Source organism: Streptomyces sp. NPDC004647 (genome assembly GCF_040609575.1).
GTDB lineage: Bacteria > Actinomycetota > Actinomycetes > Streptomycetales > Streptomycetaceae > Streptomyces.
In genome coordinates this window covers 1-22,026 of sequence record NZ_JBEXKU010000005.1, presented here as the reverse complement: position 1 = coordinate 22,026, position 22,026 = coordinate 1, and the positions used below count along the sequence as shown (strand labels likewise).

At 70.5% G+C, this 22,026-nt stretch carries 14 protein-coding genes; 12 read left to right on the top strand and 2 right to left on the bottom strand.

What is annotated here, in order from left to right; translation table 11 throughout:
* Positions 1-63 precede the first annotated feature (63 nt).
* The 7 genes from ABZW18_RS03570 to ABZW18_RS03540 all read left to right on the top strand — a co-directional run bounded on the left by ABZW18_RS03570 (position 64) and on the right by ABZW18_RS03540 (position 11,055).
* On the top strand, positions 64-306 hold the full coding sequence (locus ABZW18_RS03570) for a hypothetical protein (protein ID WP_356181495.1): 243 nt from the start codon (positions 64-66) through the stop codon (positions 304-306).
* 12 nt (positions 307-318) lie between these two features.
* Positions 319-1,824 carry an Asp-tRNA(Asn)/Glu-tRNA(Gln) amidotransferase subunit GatB gene (gatB, locus tag ABZW18_RS03565; protein WP_356181493.1) on the top strand — a complete coding sequence of 502 codons (1,506 nt, stop codon included), beginning with the start codon at positions 319-321 and terminating at the stop codon, positions 1,822-1,824.
* Between the two features lie 435 nt (positions 1,825-2,259).
* Complete coding sequence (locus ABZW18_RS03560; RefSeq protein WP_356181490.1) at positions 2,260-4,434, top strand: phosphocholine-specific phospholipase C; 2,175 nt, start codon at positions 2,260-2,262, stop codon at positions 4,432-4,434.
* 208 nt (positions 4,435-4,642) lie between these two features.
* A complete protein-coding gene (locus ABZW18_RS03555; protein WP_356181742.1) occupies positions 4,643-6,847 on the top strand; it encodes an MMPL family transporter in 2,205 nt (734 codons plus the stop codon).
* Positions 6,848-7,002: 155 nt separating this feature from the next.
* The gene (locus ABZW18_RS03550) at positions 7,003-7,569 is read left to right on the top strand and encodes a hypothetical protein (RefSeq protein ID WP_356181488.1); all 567 of its coding nucleotides are present in this window, start codon (positions 7,003-7,005) and stop codon (positions 7,567-7,569) included.
* A gap of 167 nt (positions 7,570-7,736) precedes the next feature.
* Positions 7,737-7,931 (top strand): hypothetical protein, encoded by a 195-nt coding sequence (locus ABZW18_RS03545; RefSeq protein ID WP_356181486.1) that lies wholly within the window; start codon positions 7,737-7,739, stop codon positions 7,929-7,931.
* Between the two features lie 67 nt (positions 7,932-7,998).
* Complete coding sequence (locus ABZW18_RS03540) at positions 7,999-11,055, top strand: AAA family ATPase (protein ID WP_356181483.1); 3,057 nt, start codon at positions 7,999-8,001, stop codon at positions 11,053-11,055.
* A gap of 387 nt (positions 11,056-11,442) precedes the next feature.
* On the opposite strand, the gene ABZW18_RS03535 is transcribed toward ABZW18_RS03540, so the two are convergent.
* A complete protein-coding gene (locus ABZW18_RS03535) occupies positions 11,443-12,597 on the bottom strand; it encodes a PQQ-dependent sugar dehydrogenase (RefSeq protein ID WP_356181739.1) in 1,155 nt (384 codons plus the stop codon).
* A gap of 169 nt (positions 12,598-12,766) precedes the next feature.
* Positions 12,767-13,825: an aldo/keto reductase gene (locus ABZW18_RS03530; RefSeq protein WP_356181736.1), complete on the bottom strand. Its 1,059-nt coding sequence runs from the start codon at positions 13,823-13,825 to the stop codon at positions 12,767-12,769.
* A gap of 169 nt (positions 13,826-13,994) precedes the next feature.
* Here ABZW18_RS03530 and ABZW18_RS03525 point away from each other — a divergent pair, with 169 nt between their 5' ends.
* The 5 genes from ABZW18_RS03525 to ilvC all read left to right on the top strand — a co-directional run bounded on the left by ABZW18_RS03525 (position 13,995) and on the right by ilvC (position 21,936).
* Positions 13,995-14,933: a 2-hydroxyacid dehydrogenase gene (locus ABZW18_RS03525; protein WP_356181480.1), complete on the top strand. Its 939-nt coding sequence runs from the start codon at positions 13,995-13,997 to the stop codon at positions 14,931-14,933.
* A gap of 324 nt (positions 14,934-15,257) precedes the next feature.
* Positions 15,258-18,173, top strand: coding sequence for an EAL domain-containing protein (locus ABZW18_RS03520; protein ID WP_356181734.1), 2,916 nt, complete (start codon positions 15,258-15,260; stop codon positions 18,171-18,173).
* A gap of 209 nt (positions 18,174-18,382) precedes the next feature.
* Positions 18,383-20,260: an acetolactate synthase large subunit gene (locus ABZW18_RS03515; RefSeq protein WP_356181478.1), complete on the top strand. Its 1,878-nt coding sequence runs from the start codon at positions 18,383-18,385 to the stop codon at positions 20,258-20,260.
* A 47-nt stretch (positions 20,261-20,307) separates the two neighbouring features.
* Positions 20,308-20,832, top strand: a complete 525-nt coding sequence (gene ilvN, locus ABZW18_RS03510; RefSeq protein WP_356181475.1) for an acetolactate synthase small subunit — start codon at positions 20,308-20,310, stop codon at positions 20,830-20,832.
* A 105-nt stretch (positions 20,833-20,937) separates the two neighbouring features.
* Positions 20,938-21,936 carry a ketol-acid reductoisomerase gene (gene ilvC, locus ABZW18_RS03505; protein WP_356181472.1) on the top strand — a complete coding sequence of 333 codons (999 nt, stop codon included), beginning with the start codon at positions 20,938-20,940 and terminating at the stop codon, positions 21,934-21,936.
* The last annotated feature ends 90 nt before the right edge of the window (positions 21,937-22,026 follow it).

Sequence of the window (22,026 nt, the reverse complement as noted above, 5' to 3'; positions counted from 1 at the left end):
GATGACAGGCGGCAAGACCGCACCTCTGCGCCGCACGGGCACAGAAGCGAACGGAGAGACGCTGTGAGTGGAAAGCTCGACAAGGCCAAGGGCTTCAAGAAGTCCAAGCCCGGCACGTACCTGTCCATCGGCACCTCGCTGTTCGGCGCTGTCAGCGTCCTCAAGCAGGTCAAGAAGGCCCGCGTCGAGAACGACAAGCTGATGCTCGTCGACGCCGCCATCTCCGCTGCCGCCATCGTCACCGGCGTCGCCCTGCTCGTCCGCGAGCTGCGCCGGCTCGGCGACGACGACGTCCTGCTGGGCTGAGAGGTAACTTTCGTGACCGTCACTGAACTGGTGTCGTACGAGGACGCACTGGCGGCCTACGAGCCCGTGATGGGCCTGGAGGTCCATGTCGAACTCGGCACCGCGACCAAGATGTTCTGCGGCTGCTCGACCTCCCTGGGCGCCGAGCCGAACTCGCAGACCTGCCCCACCTGCCTCGGCATGCCCGGCTCGCTCCCGGTCGTCAACGCGACCGGCGTCGAGTCCGCCATCCGGATCGGCCTCGCGCTGAACTGCGAGATCGCCGAATGGTGCCGCTTCGCCCGGAAGAACTACTTCTATCCGGACATGCCGAAGAACTTCCAGACTTCGCAGTACGACGAGCCGATCGCGTTCAACGGGTATCTGGACGTCGAGGTCGAGGGCGAGATCTTCCGCGTCGAGATCGAGCGCGCCCACATGGAGGAGGACACCGGAAAGTCCACCCACGTGGGCGGCGCGACGGGCCGCATCCAGGGCGCCTCGCACTCGCTGCTCGACTACAACCGGGCCGGCATCCCGCTGATCGAGATCGTCACCAAGCCGATCGTCGGCGCGGGCGCCAAGGCACCCGAGGTCGCCAAGGCGTACGTCGCCGAACTGCGCGAGCTGATCAAGGCGCTGGGCGTTTCCGAGGCCCGGATGGAGATGGGCCAGATGCGGTGCGATGTGAACCTGTCGCTGCGCCCGTACGGCCGCGAGAGGTTCGGCACCCGCTCCGAGACGAAGAACGTCAACTCGCTGCGCAGCGTGGAGCGGGCGGCCCGTTTCGAGATCATGCGGCACGCCGCCGTCCTGGGCGAGGGCGGGACGATCATCCAGGAGACCCGCCACTTCCACGAGGAGGACGGGTCCACCACCTCCGGCCGGGTGAAGGAGGAAGCGGAGGACTACCGCTACTTCCCGGAGCCCGACCTCGTACCGGTGGCGCCCTCGCGCGACTGGGTGGAGAAGCTGCGAGGCACGCTGCCCGAGCTGCCGCGGGTGCAGCGGCAGCGGCTCAAGGAGCAGTGGGGTCTGTCCGACCACGAGATGCAGTCGGTGCTGAACGCCGGTGCGATCCCGTCGATCCTCGCGACGATCGAGGCGGGCGCCCCGGCCGACCAGGCCCGTAAGTGGTGGATGGGCGAGCTGGCCCGCCGCTCCAACGAGGACGGCGTCGAGCTGTCCGCGCTGCCGATCACCCCGGCGCAGGTCGCGCGGGTCGCGGCGCTGGTCGCCGAGGGCTCGCTCAACGACAAGCTGGCCCGTCAGGTCCTCGAGGGCGTACTCGCGGGCGAGGGCGACCCCGACACGGTCGTCGAGAAGCGTGGTCTGAAGGTCGTCTCGGACGAGGGTGCCCTCGGCACGGCCGTCGACGAGGCCATCGCGGCCAACGCGGCGATCGCCGACAAGATCCGCGCCGGCAAGGTGCAGGCGGCGGGCGCGCTGGTCGGGGCGGTCATGAAGGCCACCCGAGGCCAGGCCGACGCGGCGCGTGTACGCGAACTCATCCTGGAGAAGCTCGGCGCCGAGGGCTGACACGAGCACTGCGCAACGCAGGGGCGGCTCTCCCACACGGGAGAGGCGCCCCTGCGGCTTTGTCCGGTCCATTCTCGCCCCGGGCGACTTCCCTGGACCCTTCGGATTCGGGAGCGTCGCCGGTGGAGTCAGGTGGAGCGCAGTGGGCGCTCCGCCCGGATGCGCCTTTCGCGCTGTGTGGGGGTGCGTACAGCGGCTGCGGAGGTACTTGCGTCGCGGGCCGCCCGCCGGGTGGCCCGCAGCGAGGAGCCACAGCAGCCGGGACCTCCGGCAGCACGGGGCCTTCCACCTGTCCTCCGCGGAGCGGCAGGGCGGCGGGGCAGCCGCCCCGGATGCCGGGCGCGTACGTTTTCCCGCCAAGCCGTCCGCAGGACTTCACGCGTCAACCTGCCCTCGCTAGCGTCCCGGCCGTCACAAGTACACCGGGAGGATCTCTTGGCAACGGACATCTCACGGAGGCGGCTCATCGCCCTGGGAGCGGGCACCGCCGGCATGGCGGCGGCGGGATCCGTGCTCCCGCCCTCATTGCGGTCGGCGCTCGCCGCGGAAGCCCCCGCCGGCGGTCTGAGCGCGATCCGGCATGTGGTGATCCTGATGCAGGAGAACCGTTCTTTTGATCACTACTTCGGCACCCTGCGAGGGGTACGCGGCTTCGGCGACCGCAACGCCGTCCAACTGCCGTCCGGCAAGCCCGTATTCGAGCAGCCGCAGCCCGGCCCGCCGGGCACCGTCCTGCCCTTCCCCGTCCGGGAGGCGGCCGAGGCGCAGAAGAAGGACCTCCAGTACATCGGTGACCTCGACCACAGCTGGGACGGCGGCGCCAAGGCCTGGAACAACGGCTGGTCGGACAACTGGGTCTCCGCCAAGTCCGCGGCCACGATGGCGTTCTACGACCGCCGCGATCTGCCGCTGCACTACGAGCTCGCGGACACGTTCACCATCTGCGACGCCTACCACTCCTCGATCCACTCCTCCACCAGCCCCAACCGCAACCATCTGGTCAGCGGCTGGACCGGTTACGAGGCGGACGGGAAGCGGGCGGTCGGCAACGACGCGTACGACGAGGGGAGCCACCCCGGCTACACCTGGACGACGTACGCCGAGCGGCTGGAGAAGGCCGGGCGGAGCTGGAAGACGTACCAGGAGTGGGAGAACTTCACCGACAACAACCTCGAGTTCTACGCCTCCTTCAAGGCGGTCGCCCGCAAGGCCCTGTCCAGGACCGGGGACTTCCGGTACATGGAGGCCTTCTACGCGAAGGTACGCGACGCGGGAACCGGCGAGGCCGAGCGCGCGCGGCTGCTCGGCCTCCTGGAGGAGGGCGTGGCGGCGCTGAGCCCCACCGAGCGCAGCCTCTTCGAGCGCGGGCTGCGCCGGCGCGAGACGGGCAGCCTGGCCGCGAGCTTCCGCGACGACGTCGCCGCTGGGAAGCTCCCCGCGGTGTCCTATCTGGTGCCGTCGGCCGTCGACTCCGAACACCCCGGCTCCTCTTCGCCGATCGCCAGCGCCACCCTCGTCTACCAGGTGCTCGACGCTCTCGCCTCGCACCCCGATGTCTGGCGGCACACCGCCGTGTTCCTCTGCTACGACGAGAACGACGGTTTCTTCGACCACGTCCCGCCGCCCGTCCCGCCGCGCGACGACGAGGACGAGAACTGGAACGGCCTTCCCACCGGGCTCGGCATCCGGGTCCCGATGCTCGTGATCTCGCCGTGGTCGGTCGGCGGTTACGTATGCTCCGAGGTCTTCGACCACTCCTCGACGATCCGGTTCCTGGAGCGCTGGCTGGGCGTCGAGGAACCGAACATCACCCCCTGGCGCCGCAAGGTCACCGGGGACCTGACCGGTGCCTTCGACTTCCGGCGCGGCCGCAAGCTGCCGGAGCTCGACAGGCCCGCTCCGGTTCCGCCGTTCACCGGCCGGTGGCGGCCCGTACCGCCGGAGCGGCAGGAGATGCCGGTGCAGGAGCCCGGGACGCGGCGGGCGCGTCCGCTGCCGTACCAGGTGGATGCCAGCGCCCGGGTGGAGGGACGGACCGTCCGGCTGTCGCTGGTCAATGAGGGCCGCTCGAGTGCGCATCTCGCGCTCTATCCGTACGCGGCGGAGTTCCCGGTTCCGCAGCACAGGGACGTCAGGGGCGGCGCGAGCTGGGATGTGCCGGTGGCGGGGACCGCGTACCGCTTCACGGTCACCGGGCCGAACGGCTTCCGCCGTGAGTTCGCGGGTACGGCCGAGGGCGGGGCCGGGGCCGGGAACGCAGCCGGTGCCGGGGCGGAATCCGGGGCGGAATCCGGGGTCGGGGCCGAATCCGGGGCCGAGGTCACGTCGCGCATCGACGCGCGTGATCGCGATGTGCACCTCACCCTCGCCAACCGCGGCACCAGGGCCATCACCTTCACCGTGCGCCCCACCGGTTACGTCGACCAGGCAGACCTGGAGGACTGGACCCGGGAGATCGTGGTGAAGCCGGGCCGCCGCCGCACGATCGTCCACTCGGCCGCCGACGCACACGGCTGGTACGACCTGAGCGTCGCCGTCGCGGAGGACGACACCTTCCACAGGCGCCTCATGGGCCACATCGAGAACGGGCGGGAGAGCGTCAGCGGCTGACGCATGTTCCGTGGCGCCCGGCGCCGCTTCCGTTGCAAGGGCAGCTCACCCGTGCGGGTGGGCTGCCCTTGTTTCCCTCTGGGCACTGTGACTCAGCACACGATGTCCTCTATTGATCTCTCTGTGCTGTAACAGTAGGCCCGGTACGTATTGGGGTTTTTGAGGATTATTTCCCTGAAGATCCATATAACGCTCAGGGAGCATGGAATTGGCCGCACTCGCCCGCTGGTGTCTTCAGCGCCGCTTCTTCGTCATCCTGCTGTGGCTCGCCGCCTTCGTCGGGGTCGGAGTCGCGGCATCCGTCGCGGGCTCCTCGTACTCCAACGACTACGACGTTCCAGGCACCGAAGCCGGGCAGGCGGGAGAGCTCCTCGACCGTGCCTTCCCGGGCGAGAGCGGTGACAGCGACTCCATCGTCTGGCACACCGCCAGCGGTTCGGTCCGTGCCTCCGGTGTCGAGCACCGGATGGCCCAGACGCTCGACGAGGTCGCGGAACTGCCGGGCGTGGCCGACGTCATCAGCCCGTACGGCGTCGAGGGCGCCGGCCAGGTCAGCGAGGACAGCCGCACGGCGTACGCCTCCGTCACTTTCGAGCACCCGGCCGAGGACCTCGACCGCGGGCAGGTGCAGGAGGTCGTGGACACCGTCAAGGCCGCGGAGACCGACGGTCTGGAGATCGAGCTGGGCGGCGCGGCCATCTCGGTCACCGAGAAGTCCACCGCTCATATCAGCGAGGTCGTCGGCATCCTCGCGGCCGCCGTGGTCCTCTTCCTCGCCTTCGGCTCGCTCTCCGCGATGCTGCTGCCGATCGCCACCGCGCTGGTCAGCGTCGGCACCGCCTACCTGGGCATCGGACTGCTCAGCAACGCCATGACGGTCGCCGACTTCGCGCCCATGCTGGGCATGCTCATCGGCCTGGGCGTCGGCATCGACTACGCGCTCTTCATCGTCACCAGACACCGCCGGGGACTCCGGCAGGGGCTACCGGTCGCCGAGGCCGCCCAGCGCGCCGTCGCCACCTCCGGGCGCGCCGTCGTCTTCGCGGGCGCAACGGTGTGCATCGCCCTGCTGGGGATGCTGGTCCTCCAGCTGAACTTCCTCACCGGCGTCGCACTCGCCGCCTCCCTGACCGTCATCCTCGCCGTCGCCTCCTCGGTGACCCTCCTCCCCGCTCTGCTCGGCGTGATCGGGATGAAGGCGCTCAGCCGCCGCGAACGGCGGCGGCTGACCGAGCACGGGCCGAAGCCCGACCTCCCCACCGGCTTCGCCGCCCGCTGGTCCGCCTTCGTCGAACGGCACCCCAAGCTGCTCGGCGGCCTCGCGGCCGTCGTCATGGTCCTCCTCGCGGTGCCCACCATGTCCCTGCATCTCGGGACATCCGACCAGGGCAACAGCCCGTCCACCACGACCACCCGGCAGGCCTACGACCGGCTCGCCGACGGCTTCGGTGCGGGCTCCAACGGCCCGCTGACCCTGGTCTCCGAGATCGACGACGCCGCCGACCGGCTGGCTTTCGACAAGTTGCCCGACGCCCTGCGCGCTACGGAGGGTGTCGCCCGGGTGAGCGCGGGCGCGGTCGACCGCAGCGGTGGCACCGGCGTGATCACCGTCGTCCCGGAGACCGCCCCCCAGTCGGAGCGCACCTCCGAACTCGTCCAGCGGCTGCGCGAGGACATCGTGCCGAAGGCGGAGCAGGGCACGGCCCTCGACACCCATGTGGGCGGGCTCACCGCCGCCTACGACGACTTCGCATCCGTGATCATCGGCAAACTGCCGCTGTTCGTCGGGGTGGTCGTCACACTGGGCAGCGTCCTGCTGCTCCTCGCCTTCCGCAGTATCGGCATCCCTCTCAAGGCCGCGGTGATGAACGTCGCCGCCGTCGCCTCCTCCTTCGGGGTCGTCGTCGCGATCTTCCAGTGGGGGTGGGGGAGTGAGCTGCTGGGGCTGGGCAGCGCAGGCCCGATCGAGCCGTTCCTGCCAGTGATCATGGTGTCGGTGCTCTTCGGGCTCTCCATGGACTACCAGGTCTTCCTGGTCAGCCGGATGTACGAGGAGTGGCAGCAGACCCGGGACAACCGGCGGGCCGTACGGGTCGGCCTGGCCGAGACCGGACGGGTGATCAACTCCGCGGCGGTCATCATGATCGCGGTCTTCTCGGCCTTTGTACTCAGCGGCGACCGGATCATTGCGATGTTCGGCATCGGACTGGCGGCGGCAGTGGCGCTCGATGCCTTCGTTCTCCGAACGCTGCTGGTCCCGGCGCTGATGCATATGCTCGGCGGCGCCAACTGGTGGCTGCCGGGGTGGCTGGACCGGATCCTCCCGCGCCTGAGCATCGAGGCACCGGAACCCGCTCCGCTGCTCATACCGGCGCAGCGCAAGGACGACACGATCGACGCGCTCGTACCGTGACGGCGGGGCGGGGAGACCAGCCCGCCCGACCGTGCCGGGCCGTATGGGCTGCCGCGTGGGTCGTACGGATCCCGTATGGGTCACTGCATTAAACGGATCCCGTATGGGTCACTGCATTAAGGGGACTCTCAGAAAGGGCCCCTACGGTGCGGACCATGAACACCACCAAGACCACGGACACCGACAAGACCGACGCGACCGCCGGCGCCGACGAGGTCACTGAGGTTCCTGGGGGCACTGAGCCGGCCGAGCCGACCGGGACGGAGCCCACCGACCCGACCGACGCCGACCTCGACGACGAGCCGGAGTACATCGAGGTGCCGGCCTCCACCGGCATCGGTGCCGGTGCCGGCGCGGTCGTGGGCGCCGCCCTCGGCCTCGCCTCCATCACCGGAACCTGGGCCGGACGGCTGGCCGCCGAGCGCCAGCAGCTGATCGGCCAGATCAAGACGTCCTCCGGGGGAGCGCAGGCCCAGGACCAGATTGCCGCGCTCTACGGCACGCCCTGGCACACCACCGCCGTCTTCAACGGCTTCTTCGCCGTGATTGCGCTGATCGTCGCGGGAGCAGTCCTCCTCCTCCCCACCGTCAAGCCGGCCGCGGTGCCCCAGGCGCCCTGGATCCGGGCCGTGGCCTGGTCCGGAGTCGCCCTCGGCGCCCTCGGCCTCCTTATCTCGGGCGCCCTGTACTTCGACCTCTTCGGCATGCCCACGGCGGGCTAAGGCATCCGGGCGGCCCCCTTATGGCAAGGGACGGCAACGGGGGCGCCCAGGGCCGGCGGTCTAGGGCGTCCGGTCCCGCAGAGATCGGGAAGTTGCCCGATGCGGCGACACCACCTGGGAGACGAAGGTGGAGGCACGTACAGAGCCTTCGTCACCCGGGAGCCGATATGTTCGAGAAGGAAATGCACCAGGCCCGCCAGGCCCAGCTGATCCGCGAGGCCGAGGAGTACCGGCTGGCCCGCCAGGCCACCCGCGGCCGCCGGCGCCGTGGTCGCCGGTCCGCCGAGCGCGAGGCGGAAGGGCGGGTGAGCGGCAGCGAAGCGCGGGAGGGCCGCGGGTCCGTACGGGCCGCCCGCGCCTGACCATGCCGTCCGAGGCCCAGCGGTCCACGCCGAAAAAACGAGTGCCGGATCGCCGGAGCCGTGTGCGATGCTCGGCGGCGTGGAGAGCCGATCCATCAGCCCCGTCTTCGTAGGCCGCACCGAGGAGTTGACCGCTCTCTCCGGCGTACTCGCACGCGCTTCCGCAGGCGAGCCGCAAGCCGTGCTGGTGGGCGGCGAGGCGGGGGGCGGCAAGACCCGCCTGTTGGAGGAGTTCCTCGGGACGGCGCAGCGGGCCGGGGCGGTGACCGCTGTCGGTGGTTGCCTCGAACTGGGCGCGGACGGGCTGCCGTTCGCTCCGGTCGCCACCGCACTGCGCGCCCTGCACCGGCAACTCGGCGGCGAGCTCGAGCAGGCGGCAGCCGGACGCGAGGACGAGCTCGCCCGGCTGCTGCCCGATATCGGGTCGGTCGCCCGCGAAACCTATGATCAGGAAGGCCGGGCGCGGCTGTTCGAGCTGACCGCCCAGCTGCTGGAGCGGCTCGCTGCCGACCGTGTGCTCGTCGTCGCGATCGAGGACCTGCACTGGGCGGACCGTTCCACCCGTGAACTCCTCGGCTATCTCTTCCGCTCGCTCCAGCGCTCCCGGCTCGTCCTGCTTGCCACCTACCGCACCGATGACATCCACCGCCGGCACCCGCTGCGGCCCTTCCTCGCCGAGCAGGACCGGCTGCGGACCGTACGGCGCCTGGAACTGCCCCGGCTCAGCCGTGAGGAGGTGCGCTGCCAACTCGCGGGGATCCAGGGGGCCGAGCCCGACCGGGCCCTGGCCGATGAGATCTTCGACCGCTCCGAGGGCAACCCCTTCTTCGTCGAGGAGCTGGCCACCAGCGACTACGAACCCGGCGGGCTCAGCGACTCGCTGCGCGATCTGCTGCTGGTGCGCGTCGAGGCACTGCCCGAGGTGGCCCAGCGGGTCGTACGGATGGCGGCCCGTAACACCACCGTCGAGTACGCCCTGCTCGCGGCCGTCTCCGGGCTCGACGACGAGGAGCTGATCGAGGGGTTGCGGGCCGCCGTCGGCGGATGCGTCCTGGTGCCCACGGACGACGGCGACGGCTATCGCTTCCGGCATGCGCTGCTGCGTGAGGCGGTCGTGGACGACCTCCTGCCCGGCGAGCGCTCCCGGCTCAGCAGACGCTACGCCGAGGCTCTGGAGGCCGACCCCTCGCTCGTCCGGGCCGAGCAGCGCGCGACCCGGCTGGCCAGTTACTGGTACTCCGCGCACGACGCCACCAAGGCGCTTCCTGCGGTGCTCGCGGCCGCGGGCGAGGCCCGGCGGCGGCATGCGTTCGCCGAACAACTGAAGCTGCTGGAGCGGGCGATGGAGCTGTGGGACGAGGTGCCGGCGGAGCAGCGCGCGAAGCTGCCCGGGGTCGGCGGCACCGAGTCCTACCCGCCCTGCGGCTGTTATCCGGACAGCTCGCATCGGCATCTGCACTTCCTCGATCTGCTGGCGGAGGCGGCGGTCGCGGCCCGCTGGGACGACGCCTCGGAGCGCGCCTACGCCCTGGTCAAGAAGGCCCTGAAGCTGATCGACGAGAACCAGGACCCGACGCGGGCCGCGTGGTTCTGGATGCAGCGGTCCCGGCTGATGACCTTCATGGGGCGCGGCGACGGCTGGTCGGAGATATCCCGGGCACAGGAGCTGGTGAGCGGTCTGCCGCCGTCCGCCGTGCACGCCGACGTGCTGACGCACGCCGCGGCATGGCACAGCCTGCACGTCTCCGACGAGGGGAGCATGCCGCTGGCCGAGCGGGCCGTGGAACTGGCCAGGCTGGTGGGGGCCCAGGAGGTCGAGCTCAACGCGCGGGTGACGCTCGCCTGCCTGCGGGCCCAGGCCGGGGAGGCCGACCGGGGCATATCGGAGCTGTACGAGGTGCGCGAACTCGTCGAGCACCTCTGGGCGCCACGCGCCCTGGGCCGGGTGCACGGCAACCTCGCGGATGCGCTGCACCGGCTGGGCCGTACCGCGGAGGCGGTCGAGGCGGCCGAGGCCGGCATCGAGGCACTGGGCCGGCACCGGATGTACGACGGCGCGACCTTCGTGGTGGGGAACCTCGCCGAGGCGCTGGCGATGCTGGGGGAGTGGGAACGGTCGGCGGCTGTCCTGGACGAATGGCGTGACCACGGCCGTACCTCCCGGCCGCTCGCCACCATGGAACTGCGCCGTATCGAACTCGCGCTGAACCGTGGGCAGTACGGCCCGGTGCCCGGCCTGATCGCGGCTGCCCGCGGTCATCTCGGCAAGAACGACATGGAGCCGCAGTACGAACTGCCCCTCGCCCAGGCCGAAATGCGCTTCGCCACCGCGCACGGCCGGTTCGACCAGGCCGTCTCCGCACTGAACTGCGCACTGGACCTGCTGCCGCTGCTCGGGCAGGAGACCTATGTCTGGCAGCTGCTCGTCAGCGGTGCGACCGTGGCCGCGGAAGGGCGGGGGCTCCCCGGCATGGACGACGCCGAGCAGCGGCGGCTGCTTTCCCGTCTCAAGGGCGCCGGCCGCAGTCTCGCCTGCCCCGCGCCGGTCTGGACCGCCTGGTCGCGGTGGTTCGAGGCCGAAATCAGCCGTGCCCGAGGGGAGTTCGAGCCGAAGTTCTGGGCCGAGAGCGCGGCCGCCTTCGAGCCGTACGACTACCCGTACATCCTCGCCCAGCTCCGTCACCGGTGGGCCGAGGCGCTGCTCGCCTCCGGCGGGGCAGGGGCGGACGCCGCGCGCGACGAGGCCGCCGCGCTGCTGGCCCAGGCGCACGCCGGCGCGGTCCGCCTGGGCGCCCGCCCGCTGCGCGAAGACATCGAGCTGCTCGCCCGTCGGGCCCGGCTGCCGCTGACGGCCGAGGCCGAGGGTGCCCTCCCCGCGGAGCCCAGGGCTCTCGCGGACCAGGCTCAGTCGCTGGGGCTCACCCGCCGGGAACAGGACGTCCTCCGCCTTGTCGCCGTCGGGCGCAGCAACCGGCAGATCGCCGAGGAGCTGTTCATCTCGCCCAAGACCGCCAGTGTCCATGTCTCCAACATCCTTGCCAAGCTGGGGGTTTCCGGCCGCGGCGAGGCCGCCGCGCTCGCGCACCGCATGCGGCTCTTCGCGGAACCGGAACCGAGTGCCTGATGGCCAGTGCCTGATGACCGATCAGCCTGATGACCGAGCAGCCTGAGACCCGGTCCCCGTGGTACCCGAGAACGGCACCAAGGTCGCCTTCCCCACCTGCTTCGTGCCCGGCAAGCCCCGCCGGCGATGGGCGGCCGAGACCGTCGAAGCGCTCCGCCATCGCGGACTTCCGCCCGTCCCGTCCGGCTCCTCGACCACGCCGGGCTGCCTGAGGCCGAGTGATTGGCGCCGCCCGGGGGAGGCCGAGAGACCCTGCCGCAAGCCCGCAAGCCCGCAAGCCCGCAAGCCCGCAAGCCCGCAAGCCCGCAAGCCCGCAAGCCCGCAAGCCCGCAAGCCCGCAAGCCCGCAGCGGCCCGGCTGCCGACCGCCCATCGGCCTGTCAGCCCCTCATGTGACCTTCAGCTGGAGAATGCGGTCGTCCCCGTTCTCCGGCGTGCCCCGGGTGTCGGTCTCGCTGGTGACCAGCCACAGTCCGCCGGCCCCGTCCGAGACCACCGTGCGCAGCCGCCCGTACTTCTCCTCGAGAAACGCCTCCGGCTTCGCCACGGGCCTGGTACCCGCAAGCGGTATGCGCCAGAGCCGCTCACCGCGCAGCCCGGCCATCCAGATCGAACCGGCCGCATACGCGATACCGCTCGGCGAGGCCTCGTCGGTGCTCCACTGCTCGACCGGATCCACAAAACCGGCCTTGTCGCCCTTGCCCTCCACGATCGGCCAGCCGTAGTTCTTCCCCGGCTCGACGAGATTGAGCTCGTCCCACTCGTCCTGCCCGAACTCGGCCGCCCAGAGCCGCCTGTCCGCGTCCCACGCCAGCCCCTGCACATTGCGGTGGCCGTAGGAATAGACCACGGAGTCCGCGTCCGGATTGCCGTGCGCGGGCCGGCCCTCCGGTGTCATCCGAAGGATCTTTCCGCCCAGTGACTTCTTGTCCTGCGCGAGCCCCCGGTCGCCGCTCTCGCCCGTCCCCGCGTAGAGCATCTTGTCCGGGCCGAAGGCGATCCGGCCGCCGTTGTGTATCGCCCCCTTGGGGATGCCCTTGAAGATCGTGTCCGGCGCGCCCAGCCGGCTGCCCGCCGGTTTCTTCTCGTCGTAGATCATCCGGGCGATGCGGTTGTCGGACTCCGTGGTGAAGTAGGCGTACACCATGTGGTCCACGCCGTACGACGGCGATACGGCGATGCCCAGCAGCCCGCCTTCGCCGCCGGCCGAGGCACCCGGCACCGAGCCCAACTCGGCCTTCTTGCCGTTGTCCGCCGCGATCCGGAAGATCTTCCCGGTGTCGCGGGAGGAGACCAGCAGATCGCCGTCGGGCAGCGCCGCGAGCCCCCATGGCGACTCCAGCCCCTCGGCCACCGTGCGCACCACCTTCACCGAGCCTTTCGCGGGCGGGGCGGACGACGAGGGCCGGTCCGATGGCGAGGCCGTGCCACTCCTCCCCGGCGACGAGGCGGTTCCCGACCGCTCCGGCGGGCCGGTGTCCTCGCTCTCCGACGAGCAGCCGGCGGAGAACAGCAGGGCACCGGCGGCCAGCACAGCGGTCACAGCATTCACAGCAGGTCGTCGCACGATGGCCGATCCTCTCGCTCGTCAACAGGCACCACACTGCTACATACACCGCTCCGCCGCGCGGGGTTCCCGATCACCAAAGGCCGATCACTGAAGGCCGGCAGCCCCCGGAATCCCGCACAGCGGCGCGTCGGCACCGGCGCGATCAGTCCCAGGAGCCCTGCGCGGGCGGCAGAGCCGCTATCTCCGCGAGGTCCTCAGCGGTCAGCCGGAGCTCCGCGGCCTCCGCGTTCTCCACCGCCCAGCGCTGCTTCTTCGCGCCGGGCACCGGCACCACATGCCGCCCCTGGGCCAGCAGCCACGCCAGTGCCACCTGGCCGGGCGTGGCCCCGTGCCGCGCGCCGACCCGCCGCAGCCCGGCCACGATCGGCTGGTTCGCCGCCATCATCTCGGCCGTGAACCGCGGATGGCGCGCCCGCAGATCATCCGGTTCGAAGCCCTGCCCCGGTGTGAGCGTGCCGGTCAGGAAGCCGTTCCCGAGAGGCATCGCCGCGAGGAAGCCGATTCCGCGCGACTCGGTCCACGGCAGCAACGCCGTCATCGCCTCCGGCGACCACACCGACAGCTCGGCCTCCACGCTGCTCACCGGAAAAACCTGTTGCACCCGTGCCAGTTGCCGGATCGTTCCGTCGTGCATCTCGGACGCGGGACGCCGTCGCGCGCGGTCGCGCTCTCCCGCCGTCTGCGGCGCCGGGGACCCCACCGCCCTTCGGCGGAAGCGCTGAGTGCCCTTCTGGAACGCGCACAGGCCCAGCGCCCGTACCTTGCCCGCCGTGACGAGCTCGCCCATCGCCCCCCAGGTCTCCTCGACCGGTACCTCCGGGTCCTCCCGGTGCAGCTGGTAGAGGTCGATCACCTCCGTCTGCAGCCGCCGCAGCGAGGCGTCGCAGGCCCGTTTCACATAGCCTGGCCGGCCGTTGGCGACGATGTGCTGATCGCCCACCAGCAGCCCGCACTTGGTGGATACGAAGACGTCCGAGCGCCGTTCCCTGAGCACCCGGCCCACCAGCAGCTCATTGGTGAACGGCCCGTACATGTCAGCGGTGTCGAGCAGGGTGGTGCCCCGGTCGAGGGCGGCGTGGACGGCGCGCAGCGAACTCTCGCCGTGCTGTTGGGAGGCGGCGTACGCCCAGCTCATCGGCATGCACCCGAGGCCGATCGCGCCCACTGAGAGCGCTCCGGCGCCGACTGTCCTGCGCTCCACCTCGTCCTGCACCTCTCCCTGGTCAGCACCCAAACTAACCTCTGCCGTCCACCTGTTTTCGCAGGAGCCCGTCACGATGCCGCCCGGCCGACCGGGCAACGCACCGTACGGCTGGGCCGGAACGGCGAACGGGGCGAACCCCGTGCGGTTCGGCACTAGCCTCTCGACCATGAGCGCTGACGTTTGGCTGCCCGTTCACGCCGAGGAGATCGACGGACTCCCCGACCGGTTCGACTACCGCTTCTGGGACGGCGGCCCGGAGTTCCCCGCCGACCCGGCCCGCTGCGTGTTCTACGGCGTGCCCTATATGAAGGGTCCTGAGGTCTCCGTCCGCCCCCTGCGGGAGATGACGGCCGTACGCGTCATCCAGACACTCACGGCGGGTATCGACCACGTGCAGCCCGCCCTTCCCGGCCTGCCCCCGGGCGTACGGCTCTGCAACGCCCGTGGCGTGCACGAGGCGAGCACCGCGGAGCTGGCCCTCACCCTCACGCTCGCCTCTCTCCGCGGCATCCCCGACTTCATCCGCGGCCAGGACGCCGAGGAGTGGCGGCAGGGGTTCCGCCCGGCACTGGCCGACAAATCGGTACTGATCGTCGGCTACGGCTCGATCGGCAGTGCTATCGAGGACCGGCTCACACCCTTTGAATGTGCGCGGGTGGCGCGCATCGCGCGCTCCGCACGCACCACCCCGCGCGGCCCGGTGCATCCGCTCACCGAACTCCCGGCGCTCCTTCCGGACGCGGACGTCGTGATCCTCTCCACCCCGCTCACCGACGCGACCCGCGGTCTCGTCGACGGCGGCTTCCTCTCACGCATGAAGGACGGCGCGCTGCTCGTGAACGTCTCTCGTGGCGCGGTGGTCGATACCAAGGCGCTGCTCACGCAGGTGGAGACGGGCCGGCTGCGAGCCGCTCTGGACGTCACCGACCCCGAGCCGCTGCCCGCCGGGCACCCGCTCTGGCACGCACCGGGCATGCTCATCACCCCGCATGTCGGCGGGTTGACCTCAGCTTTCCTGCCACGTGCGAAACGGTTGCTACGCGAACAGTTGGTCCGATTTGCCGCTGATGAACCTCTCGTCAATGTGGTCGCCACAACCACCTAGAAGAGGCTCCGGGAGCGCTCCCCACCCCGATTCGGCACGCTCCGGGTCTGTTTGATTGCTCTCAGTGCCCATATTTCTGCTGCTAGTTACGCTCTGTAGAGGAGCTATGTCCCTGAGTGACTGCTCTGGTGTATCGTCCCGACGGGGGCTGCGTATCGGACCAGTACGCCCGCCGCAGCGATGGACCGGAACTCTAGGGGGGCGACGGGCGATGCACGGCCTGTGGACGAACTACCCGCCGCGGCGCGGCAGTCGGCAGCGAAACTGGTGCCATGCGCATCCGCGCAGACCGAAACGCAGGACCGCGCCTCCCAGGGCGGTCCGGTGAGCGCCCCGGGGGCGGTGATCTCCCGTCGGCCGGCCGCCGGCGGCGGAGCCGGATTGCTCCCCCAACTCGTCCTCGCCCTGGTCTGCGCCGGGTACGCCACGGGTGCGGCGCTGGGCTGGGGGTCGCCCCGACTCGCCCTGATCATGGGCGACTTCGGTCTCGCGGCGGCCGCCCTGGCCGCCGCCGTCTCCTGCCTGTGCCGTGCGCGTATCCGCCCCGGTGGCGTCCGGCCCGCCTGGCTGTTCTTCGCCGCGTCGTCCGCGATGGCCGGCCTCGGCAATGTGGTCTGGGGCTGGTACGAGGTCGTGCTGCGGCAGCCGGTGCCCAGCCCTTCGATCGCCGACTTCTGCTTCCTGCTCTTCGCGCCGCCTGCCATCGTCGGCCTGCTCATTCTCGCCAAGCGCCCTGTCACCAAGGCCCGTTGGGTCTGCCTGCTTCTCGACGCCTGGCTCATCGGCGGCTCGCTGCTCACCATCTCCTGGAGCCTCGCGCTCGCCCACACCGCGCACCAGGGAGGCGCGAGCGTCTCCGAGGCCGCGCTCTCGCTGGCCTACCCACTGCTCGACATCGTGCTGGTCAGCATGGTGCTGGCGCTGCACTTCCGGCGCTCCTCCGCCAACCGCTCCGCGATCAACACCGCCATCGCCGCGCTCGCCCTCACCGTGCTGTGCGACGCGCTGTTCACCTCACCCCTGCTGCGTGAGCACTACCGCTCCGGCCAGCTCCTGGACGCGGGCTGGTTCGCCGGGTCCATACTTCTGGCCTACGCCCCATGGGTCGGCAGTCGCGAGACCGACGGCTGGGACCGGAGCCGCCGCCCGCACCACCCCGGCCGCCCCATCGCCGGTTCGCTCACCGCCCTCACCCCGTATCTCGCCGCAGCGGTCTGCACGCTGGGCATTCTCTACAACATCATCGACGGCAGGCGCACCGACCGGGTGGTGATCCTCACCGCGTGCACCGTCGTGCTCGCCCTGGTCGTACGGCAGGGCATCATGCTGCTCGACAACGTCACGCTCACCCAGGAGCTGGCGCAGAAGGAGAACCACTTCCGCTCCCTCGTCCAGGGCTCCAGCGACGTCATCATGATCGCCGCCTCGACCGGGGTGCTGCGCTATGTGAGCCCGGCCGCGGCGGGGGTCTACGGCATCGACGCGGACGAACTCGTCGGATCCGAACTCGCCTCGCTGATCCATCCCGAGGACCTCGGAGGGGTGGTGCACGAGCTGCGGCGGTTCCTCGCCGCGCACGCCGCCGATGAGGTCACCACCCGTATCGAGTACCGGTTCCGGGCCGGGCCCGGGCGCGCGGGCGGCGGGGACTGGCTCAATGTCGAGTCCACCGTCAGCCGCCACCACGGCGGCCTGATCTTCAACAGCCGTGACGTGACCGAGCGGGTCCGTCTCCAGGCTCAGCTCCAGCACAACGCCGAGCACGACCCGCTCACCGATCTGCCCAACCGCGCTCTGTTCACCGAGCGGGTCCGGCAGGCCCTCAGCGGACGCCGCACGACGGACCCCGGGACCGCCGTCCTCTTCATCGATCTCGACGGGTTCAAGGCGGTGAACGACAGCATCGGGCATCAGGCCGGCGACGAGCTGCTGATCCACGCGGCCCGCCGCCTTCAGGAGTCCGTACGGGCCGGCGACACCGCCGCCCGGCTCGGCGGCGACGAGTTCGCCGCCCTCATCCTCGGTGACGGGAAGCGTGACGCGGCGGCCCGCGAGTACCGCATCCTCGAGGTCGCCGACCGGCTGCGGCTCTGTCTCGGCCGGCCCTACCGGGTCTCCGGCACCGAGGTGCGGGTCGCCGCCAGCATCGGCGTCGCCTTCGCCGAGCCCGGAGTCGCGCCCAAGGACCTGATGCGCAACGCCGACCTGGCGATGTACCGGGCGAAGGCCGCCGGCAAGGCCAGGGTCGAGCTGTACGCCCCGCAGATGCAGGCCGAGGTGGTCCGCAGGGCCGAAATGGCCGGACGGATTAGAACAGCCCTGCACGACGGCGAGTTCGCTCTGCTCCACCAGCCCGTGGTGGCGCTCGACAGTGGCCGGATCACCGCTGTCGCGGCACAGGCCCGCTGGCGGTCCCAGCAGGGCATCCTGTTCACCCCCGGGGAGTACCTGCGCGTCTGCGAGCACGGCTGCGGCGACCGGGGGCGCGGCGAGGCGGAGGCCCGTACCGCCGACCTCGGCCGCTGGCTGCTCGAGGAGGCGGTCGAGCAGGCCGCAGAGCGGCACCGCGCGGGCCATCCCGCCCCCGTGGCCGTACGGCTGTCGCCGCGCCGCATCCTCGACCGGAGCATGGCCCAGAGCAGTGTCGAGGCGCTGCTCACCCGGCACGGCCTGCCGTCCGGCGCACTGCTCCTGGAGATCTCCGACACCGATCCGCGGGTCCCGATAGAGGAGCTGGAACGCCGCCTGGTGGCACTGCACCGCCTCGGTGTACGGATCGCGCTCGACGGGTTCGGCAGCGGCTGCGCAGGGCTCGCCGCCCTGCGGCGGCTCCCCGTCGACGTCCTCAAGATCGACCGTGCACTGGTCGAGGGGGTCGTCGAGTCGGCCAGACTTCACAAGATCACTGCCGGGCTGCTGCGGATCGCCGCCGACCTCGGCCTGCAGTCCGTCGCCGAGGGCATCGACCTGCCGGAGCAGGTGGCGGCGCTGCAGGCCATGGGTTGTACCCACGGCCAGGGGACGGCCTTCTCGGGGCCGCTCGACGAGCACCGGCTGCGCCGTGTGCTCGCCCGCGGCCAGTGCCCGGTGCCGGACTCGGCGGACCTGCGCGACGGCCTCCGGGAGGCCGTGCTGACCACCAGCGCACTGCCGGTGCGGCTGGGTGGAGCCGCCGCTCCGGATTCGGTCGTGCATCCGCCATTGTGCTCAAATAATGAGACGGCTGTCCCACCCACTTGACACCCGTCGGGCGCCGGGGGAAGGTCGAGCCATGCGCACCCGAATTCTCGTACTTGGAAAGCGCGTCGGCTGAAGCAGGGTCACCATGAAGACCCCGCGGACCGCACCCGGCGCGCTCCCCTCGCTTGCCTTACGGCACGGGGGGTTTTTTGTTGCACTGATACCTCGCAGACCCACTCAAAACCCTCATCTTCGAGAAGAGAATGTCGATGACCGAGCAGGCCACCGGGGCCCACCATCCGCAGCCGCGGACCCGTAGCGGCGGGCAGCAGCCCACCATCACCGAGAACGTCTCGGGCGCGCAGTCCCTCATCCGCTCTCTCGAGGAAGTCGGCGCCGACACCGTGTTCGGCATTCCGGGCGGCGCCATCCTCCCCGCGTACGACCCGCTGATGGACTCCTCGAAAGTGCGTCACATCCTGGTCCGACACGAGCAGGGCGCGGGTCACGCGGCCACCGGTTACGCCCAGGCCACCGGCAGGGTCGGCGTCTGTATGGCCACCTCGGGCCCCGGCGCCACCAACCTCGTCACCCCGATCGCCGACGCCCACATGGACTCGGTCCCCATGGTCGCGATCACCGGTCAGGTCGCCTCCAAGGCGATCGGGACGGACGCCTTCCAGGAGGCGGACATCTGCGGCATCACGATGCCGATCACCAAGCACAACTTCCTGGTGACCGACGCGGCCGAGATCCCGAAGACCATCGCCGAGGCCTTCCACATCGCCTCCAGTGGCCGCCCCGGACCGGTTCTGGTCGACATCGCCAAGGACGCGCTGCAGGCACAGACCACCTTCGTCTGGCCGCCGCACACCGACCTGCCCGGGTACCGCCCGGTCACCAAGCCGCACGCCAAGCAGATCCGCGAGGCGGCCCGGCTGATGACCGAGGCCAAGCGCCCGGTGCTGTACGTCGGCGGCGGCGTGCTGAAGGCCGGCGCCACGGCCGAGTTGAAGGTCCTCGCCGAGCTGACCGGCGCCCCCGTCACCACCACCCTGATGGCGCTCGGCGCCTTCCCGGACAGCCACCCGCAGCACGTGGGCATGCCCGGCATGCACGGCGCCGTCACCGCGGTCACCGCGCTGCAGAAGTCCGATCTGATCGTCGCCCTGGGCGCCCGCTTCGACGACCGCGTCACCGGCAAGCTCGACAGCTTCGCCCCGTACGCCAAGATCGTGCACGCGGATATCGACCCCGCCGAGATCGGCAAGAACCGCGCCGCCGACGTCCCGATCGTGGGCGACGCCCGGGAGGTCATCGCCGACCTGATCGTCGCGGTCCAGACCGAGCACGACGAGGGCCGCACCGGCGACTACTCCGACTGGTGGGTGAACCTCAACCGCTGGCGCGACACCTATCCGTTGGGCTACGACCTGCCCGAGGACGGCAGCCTGTCGCCGCAGCAGGTCATCGAGCGTATCGGCCGGCTGGCGCCGGAGGGCACCGTCTTCGCCGCGGGCGTGGGCCAGCACCAGATGTGGGCCTCGCACTTCATCGGCTACGAGCAGCCCGCAACCTGGCTCAACTCCGGCGGCGCCGGGACGATGGGGTACGCGGTCCCCGCCGCGATGGGCGCCAAGGCCGGCCTGCCGGGCCGTACGGTCTGGGCGATCGACGGCGACGGCTGCTTCCAGATGACCAATCAGGAACTGGTCACCTGCGCGCTGAACAACATCCCGATCAAGGTCGCGATCATCAACAACGGCGCGCTCGGGATGGTCCGCCAGTGGCAGACCCTGTTCTACAACCAGCGTTACTCCAACACCGTGCTGCACTCCGGCCCCGAGGCGGACGGCGCCGGCACGGGCAGTGGTTCCCCCGCCGCCCCCAGCGGTGGCACCCGTATCCCGGACTTCGTGAAGCTCTCCGAGGCCATGGGCTGCGTCGGTATCCGCTGTGAGTCACCGGACGAGCTCGACGCCGTCATCGCCAAGGCGAACTCCATCAACGACCGCCCCGTCGTCGTGGACTTCATCGTCCACGAGGACGCCATGGTCTGGCCCATGGTCGCCGCAGGCACCTCCAACGACGAGGTCCTGGCCGCCCGCGGGGTCCGCCCCGACTTCGGCGACAACGAAGACGACTGAAAACCCAGGACAGAGACGCAGAGAGACAGAGAAGAGAGAACGAGACCATGTCCAAGCACACGCTCTCCGTCCTGGTGGAGAACAAGCCCGGCGTCCTCGCCAGGATCACCGCCCTGTTCTCCCGCCGCGGCTTCAACATCGACTCGCTCGCCGTCGGCACCACCGAGCACCCCGACATCTCCCGTATCACCATCGTGGTGAACGTCGAGTCGCTCCCGCTGGAGCAGGTCACCAAGCAGCTCAACAAGCTCGTCAACGTGCTGAAGATCGTCGAGCTCGAGCCGGGTGCGGCCATTCAGCGTGAACTCGTCCTGGTGAAGGTGCGCGCCGACAACGAGACCCGCTCCCAGGTCGTCGAGATCGTCCAGCTGTTCCGGGCCAAGACCGTCGATGTGTCCCCGGAGGCCGTCACCATCGAGGCCACCGGCGGCAGCGACAAGCTCGAAGCGATGCTCAAGATGCTCGAGCCGTACGGCATCAAGGAGCTGGTGCAGTCCGGCACCATCGCCATAGGGCGCGGCGCCCGCTCCATCACCGACCGGTCGCTGCGGGCCCTGGACCGGAGCGCCTGACCTGCGGCAGGACCGCATGGCGAGATCCTGATTCTTCCCCTCGCCCACCCGGCATACGGTGGGAAGCACACTGCGACTCTTCGCAAGAAACAAGGAGTATCCGAAGTGGCCGAGCTCTTCTACGACGACGACGCCGACCTGTCCATCATCCAGGGCCGCAAGGTCGCGGTCCTGGGCTACGGCAGCCAGGGCCACGCGCACGCGCTGTCCCTGCGCGACTCGGGCGTCGACGTGCGCGTGGGTCTGCCCGAGGGCTCCAAGTCCCGCACCAAGGCCGAGGAGCAGGGCCTCCGCGTGACCACCCCGTCCGAGGCTGCCGCCGAGGCCGACGTGATCATGGTTCTGGTCCCGGACCCGATCCAGTCCCAGGTCTACGAGGAGTCCATCAAGGACAACCTCAAGGACGGCGACGCGCTGTTCTTCGGCCATGGCTTCAACATCCGCTTCGGCTTCATCAAGCCCCCGGCCGGTGTGGACGTCGCGATGGTCGCACCCAAGGGCCCGGGCCACCTGGTCCGCCGGCAGTACGAGGAGGGCCGCGGCGTGCCGTGCATCGCGGCCGTCGAGCAGGACGCCTCCGGCAACGCCTTCGCGCTCGCGCTCTCGTACGCCAAGGGCATCGGCGGCACCCACGCGGGCGTCATCAAGACCACCTTCACCGAGGAGACCGAGACCGACCTCTTCGGCGAGCAGGCAGTCCTCTGCGGTGGCGCCTCCGCGCTGGTCAAGGCGGGCTTCGAGACCCTGGTCGAGGCGGGTTACCAGCCGGAGATCGCGTACTTCGAGTGCCTCCACGAGCTGAAGCTGATCGTGGACCTGATGTACGAGGGCGGCCTGGAGAAGATGCGCTGGTCGGTCTCCGAGACCGCCGAGTGGGGCGACTACGTCACCGGCCCGCGGATCATCACCGACCAGACCAAGGCCGAGATGAAGAAGGTCCTCGCCGAGATCCAGGACGGCACCTTCGCCAGGAAGTGGATGGAGGAGTACCACTCGGGTCTGCCCAAGTACAACGAGTACAAGAAGGCCGACTCGGACCACAAGCTGGAGACCACCGGCCGGGAGCTGCGCAAGCTCATGAGCTGGGTCGACGAGCAGGCCTGACCGGCTGCCGCGCGGATGCGTGACGTGGAGCCGCGGCGGATGCCCCGGGGCCACCCCCCGGGGGGGTGGGCCATGCGTCCAGCCCCCACC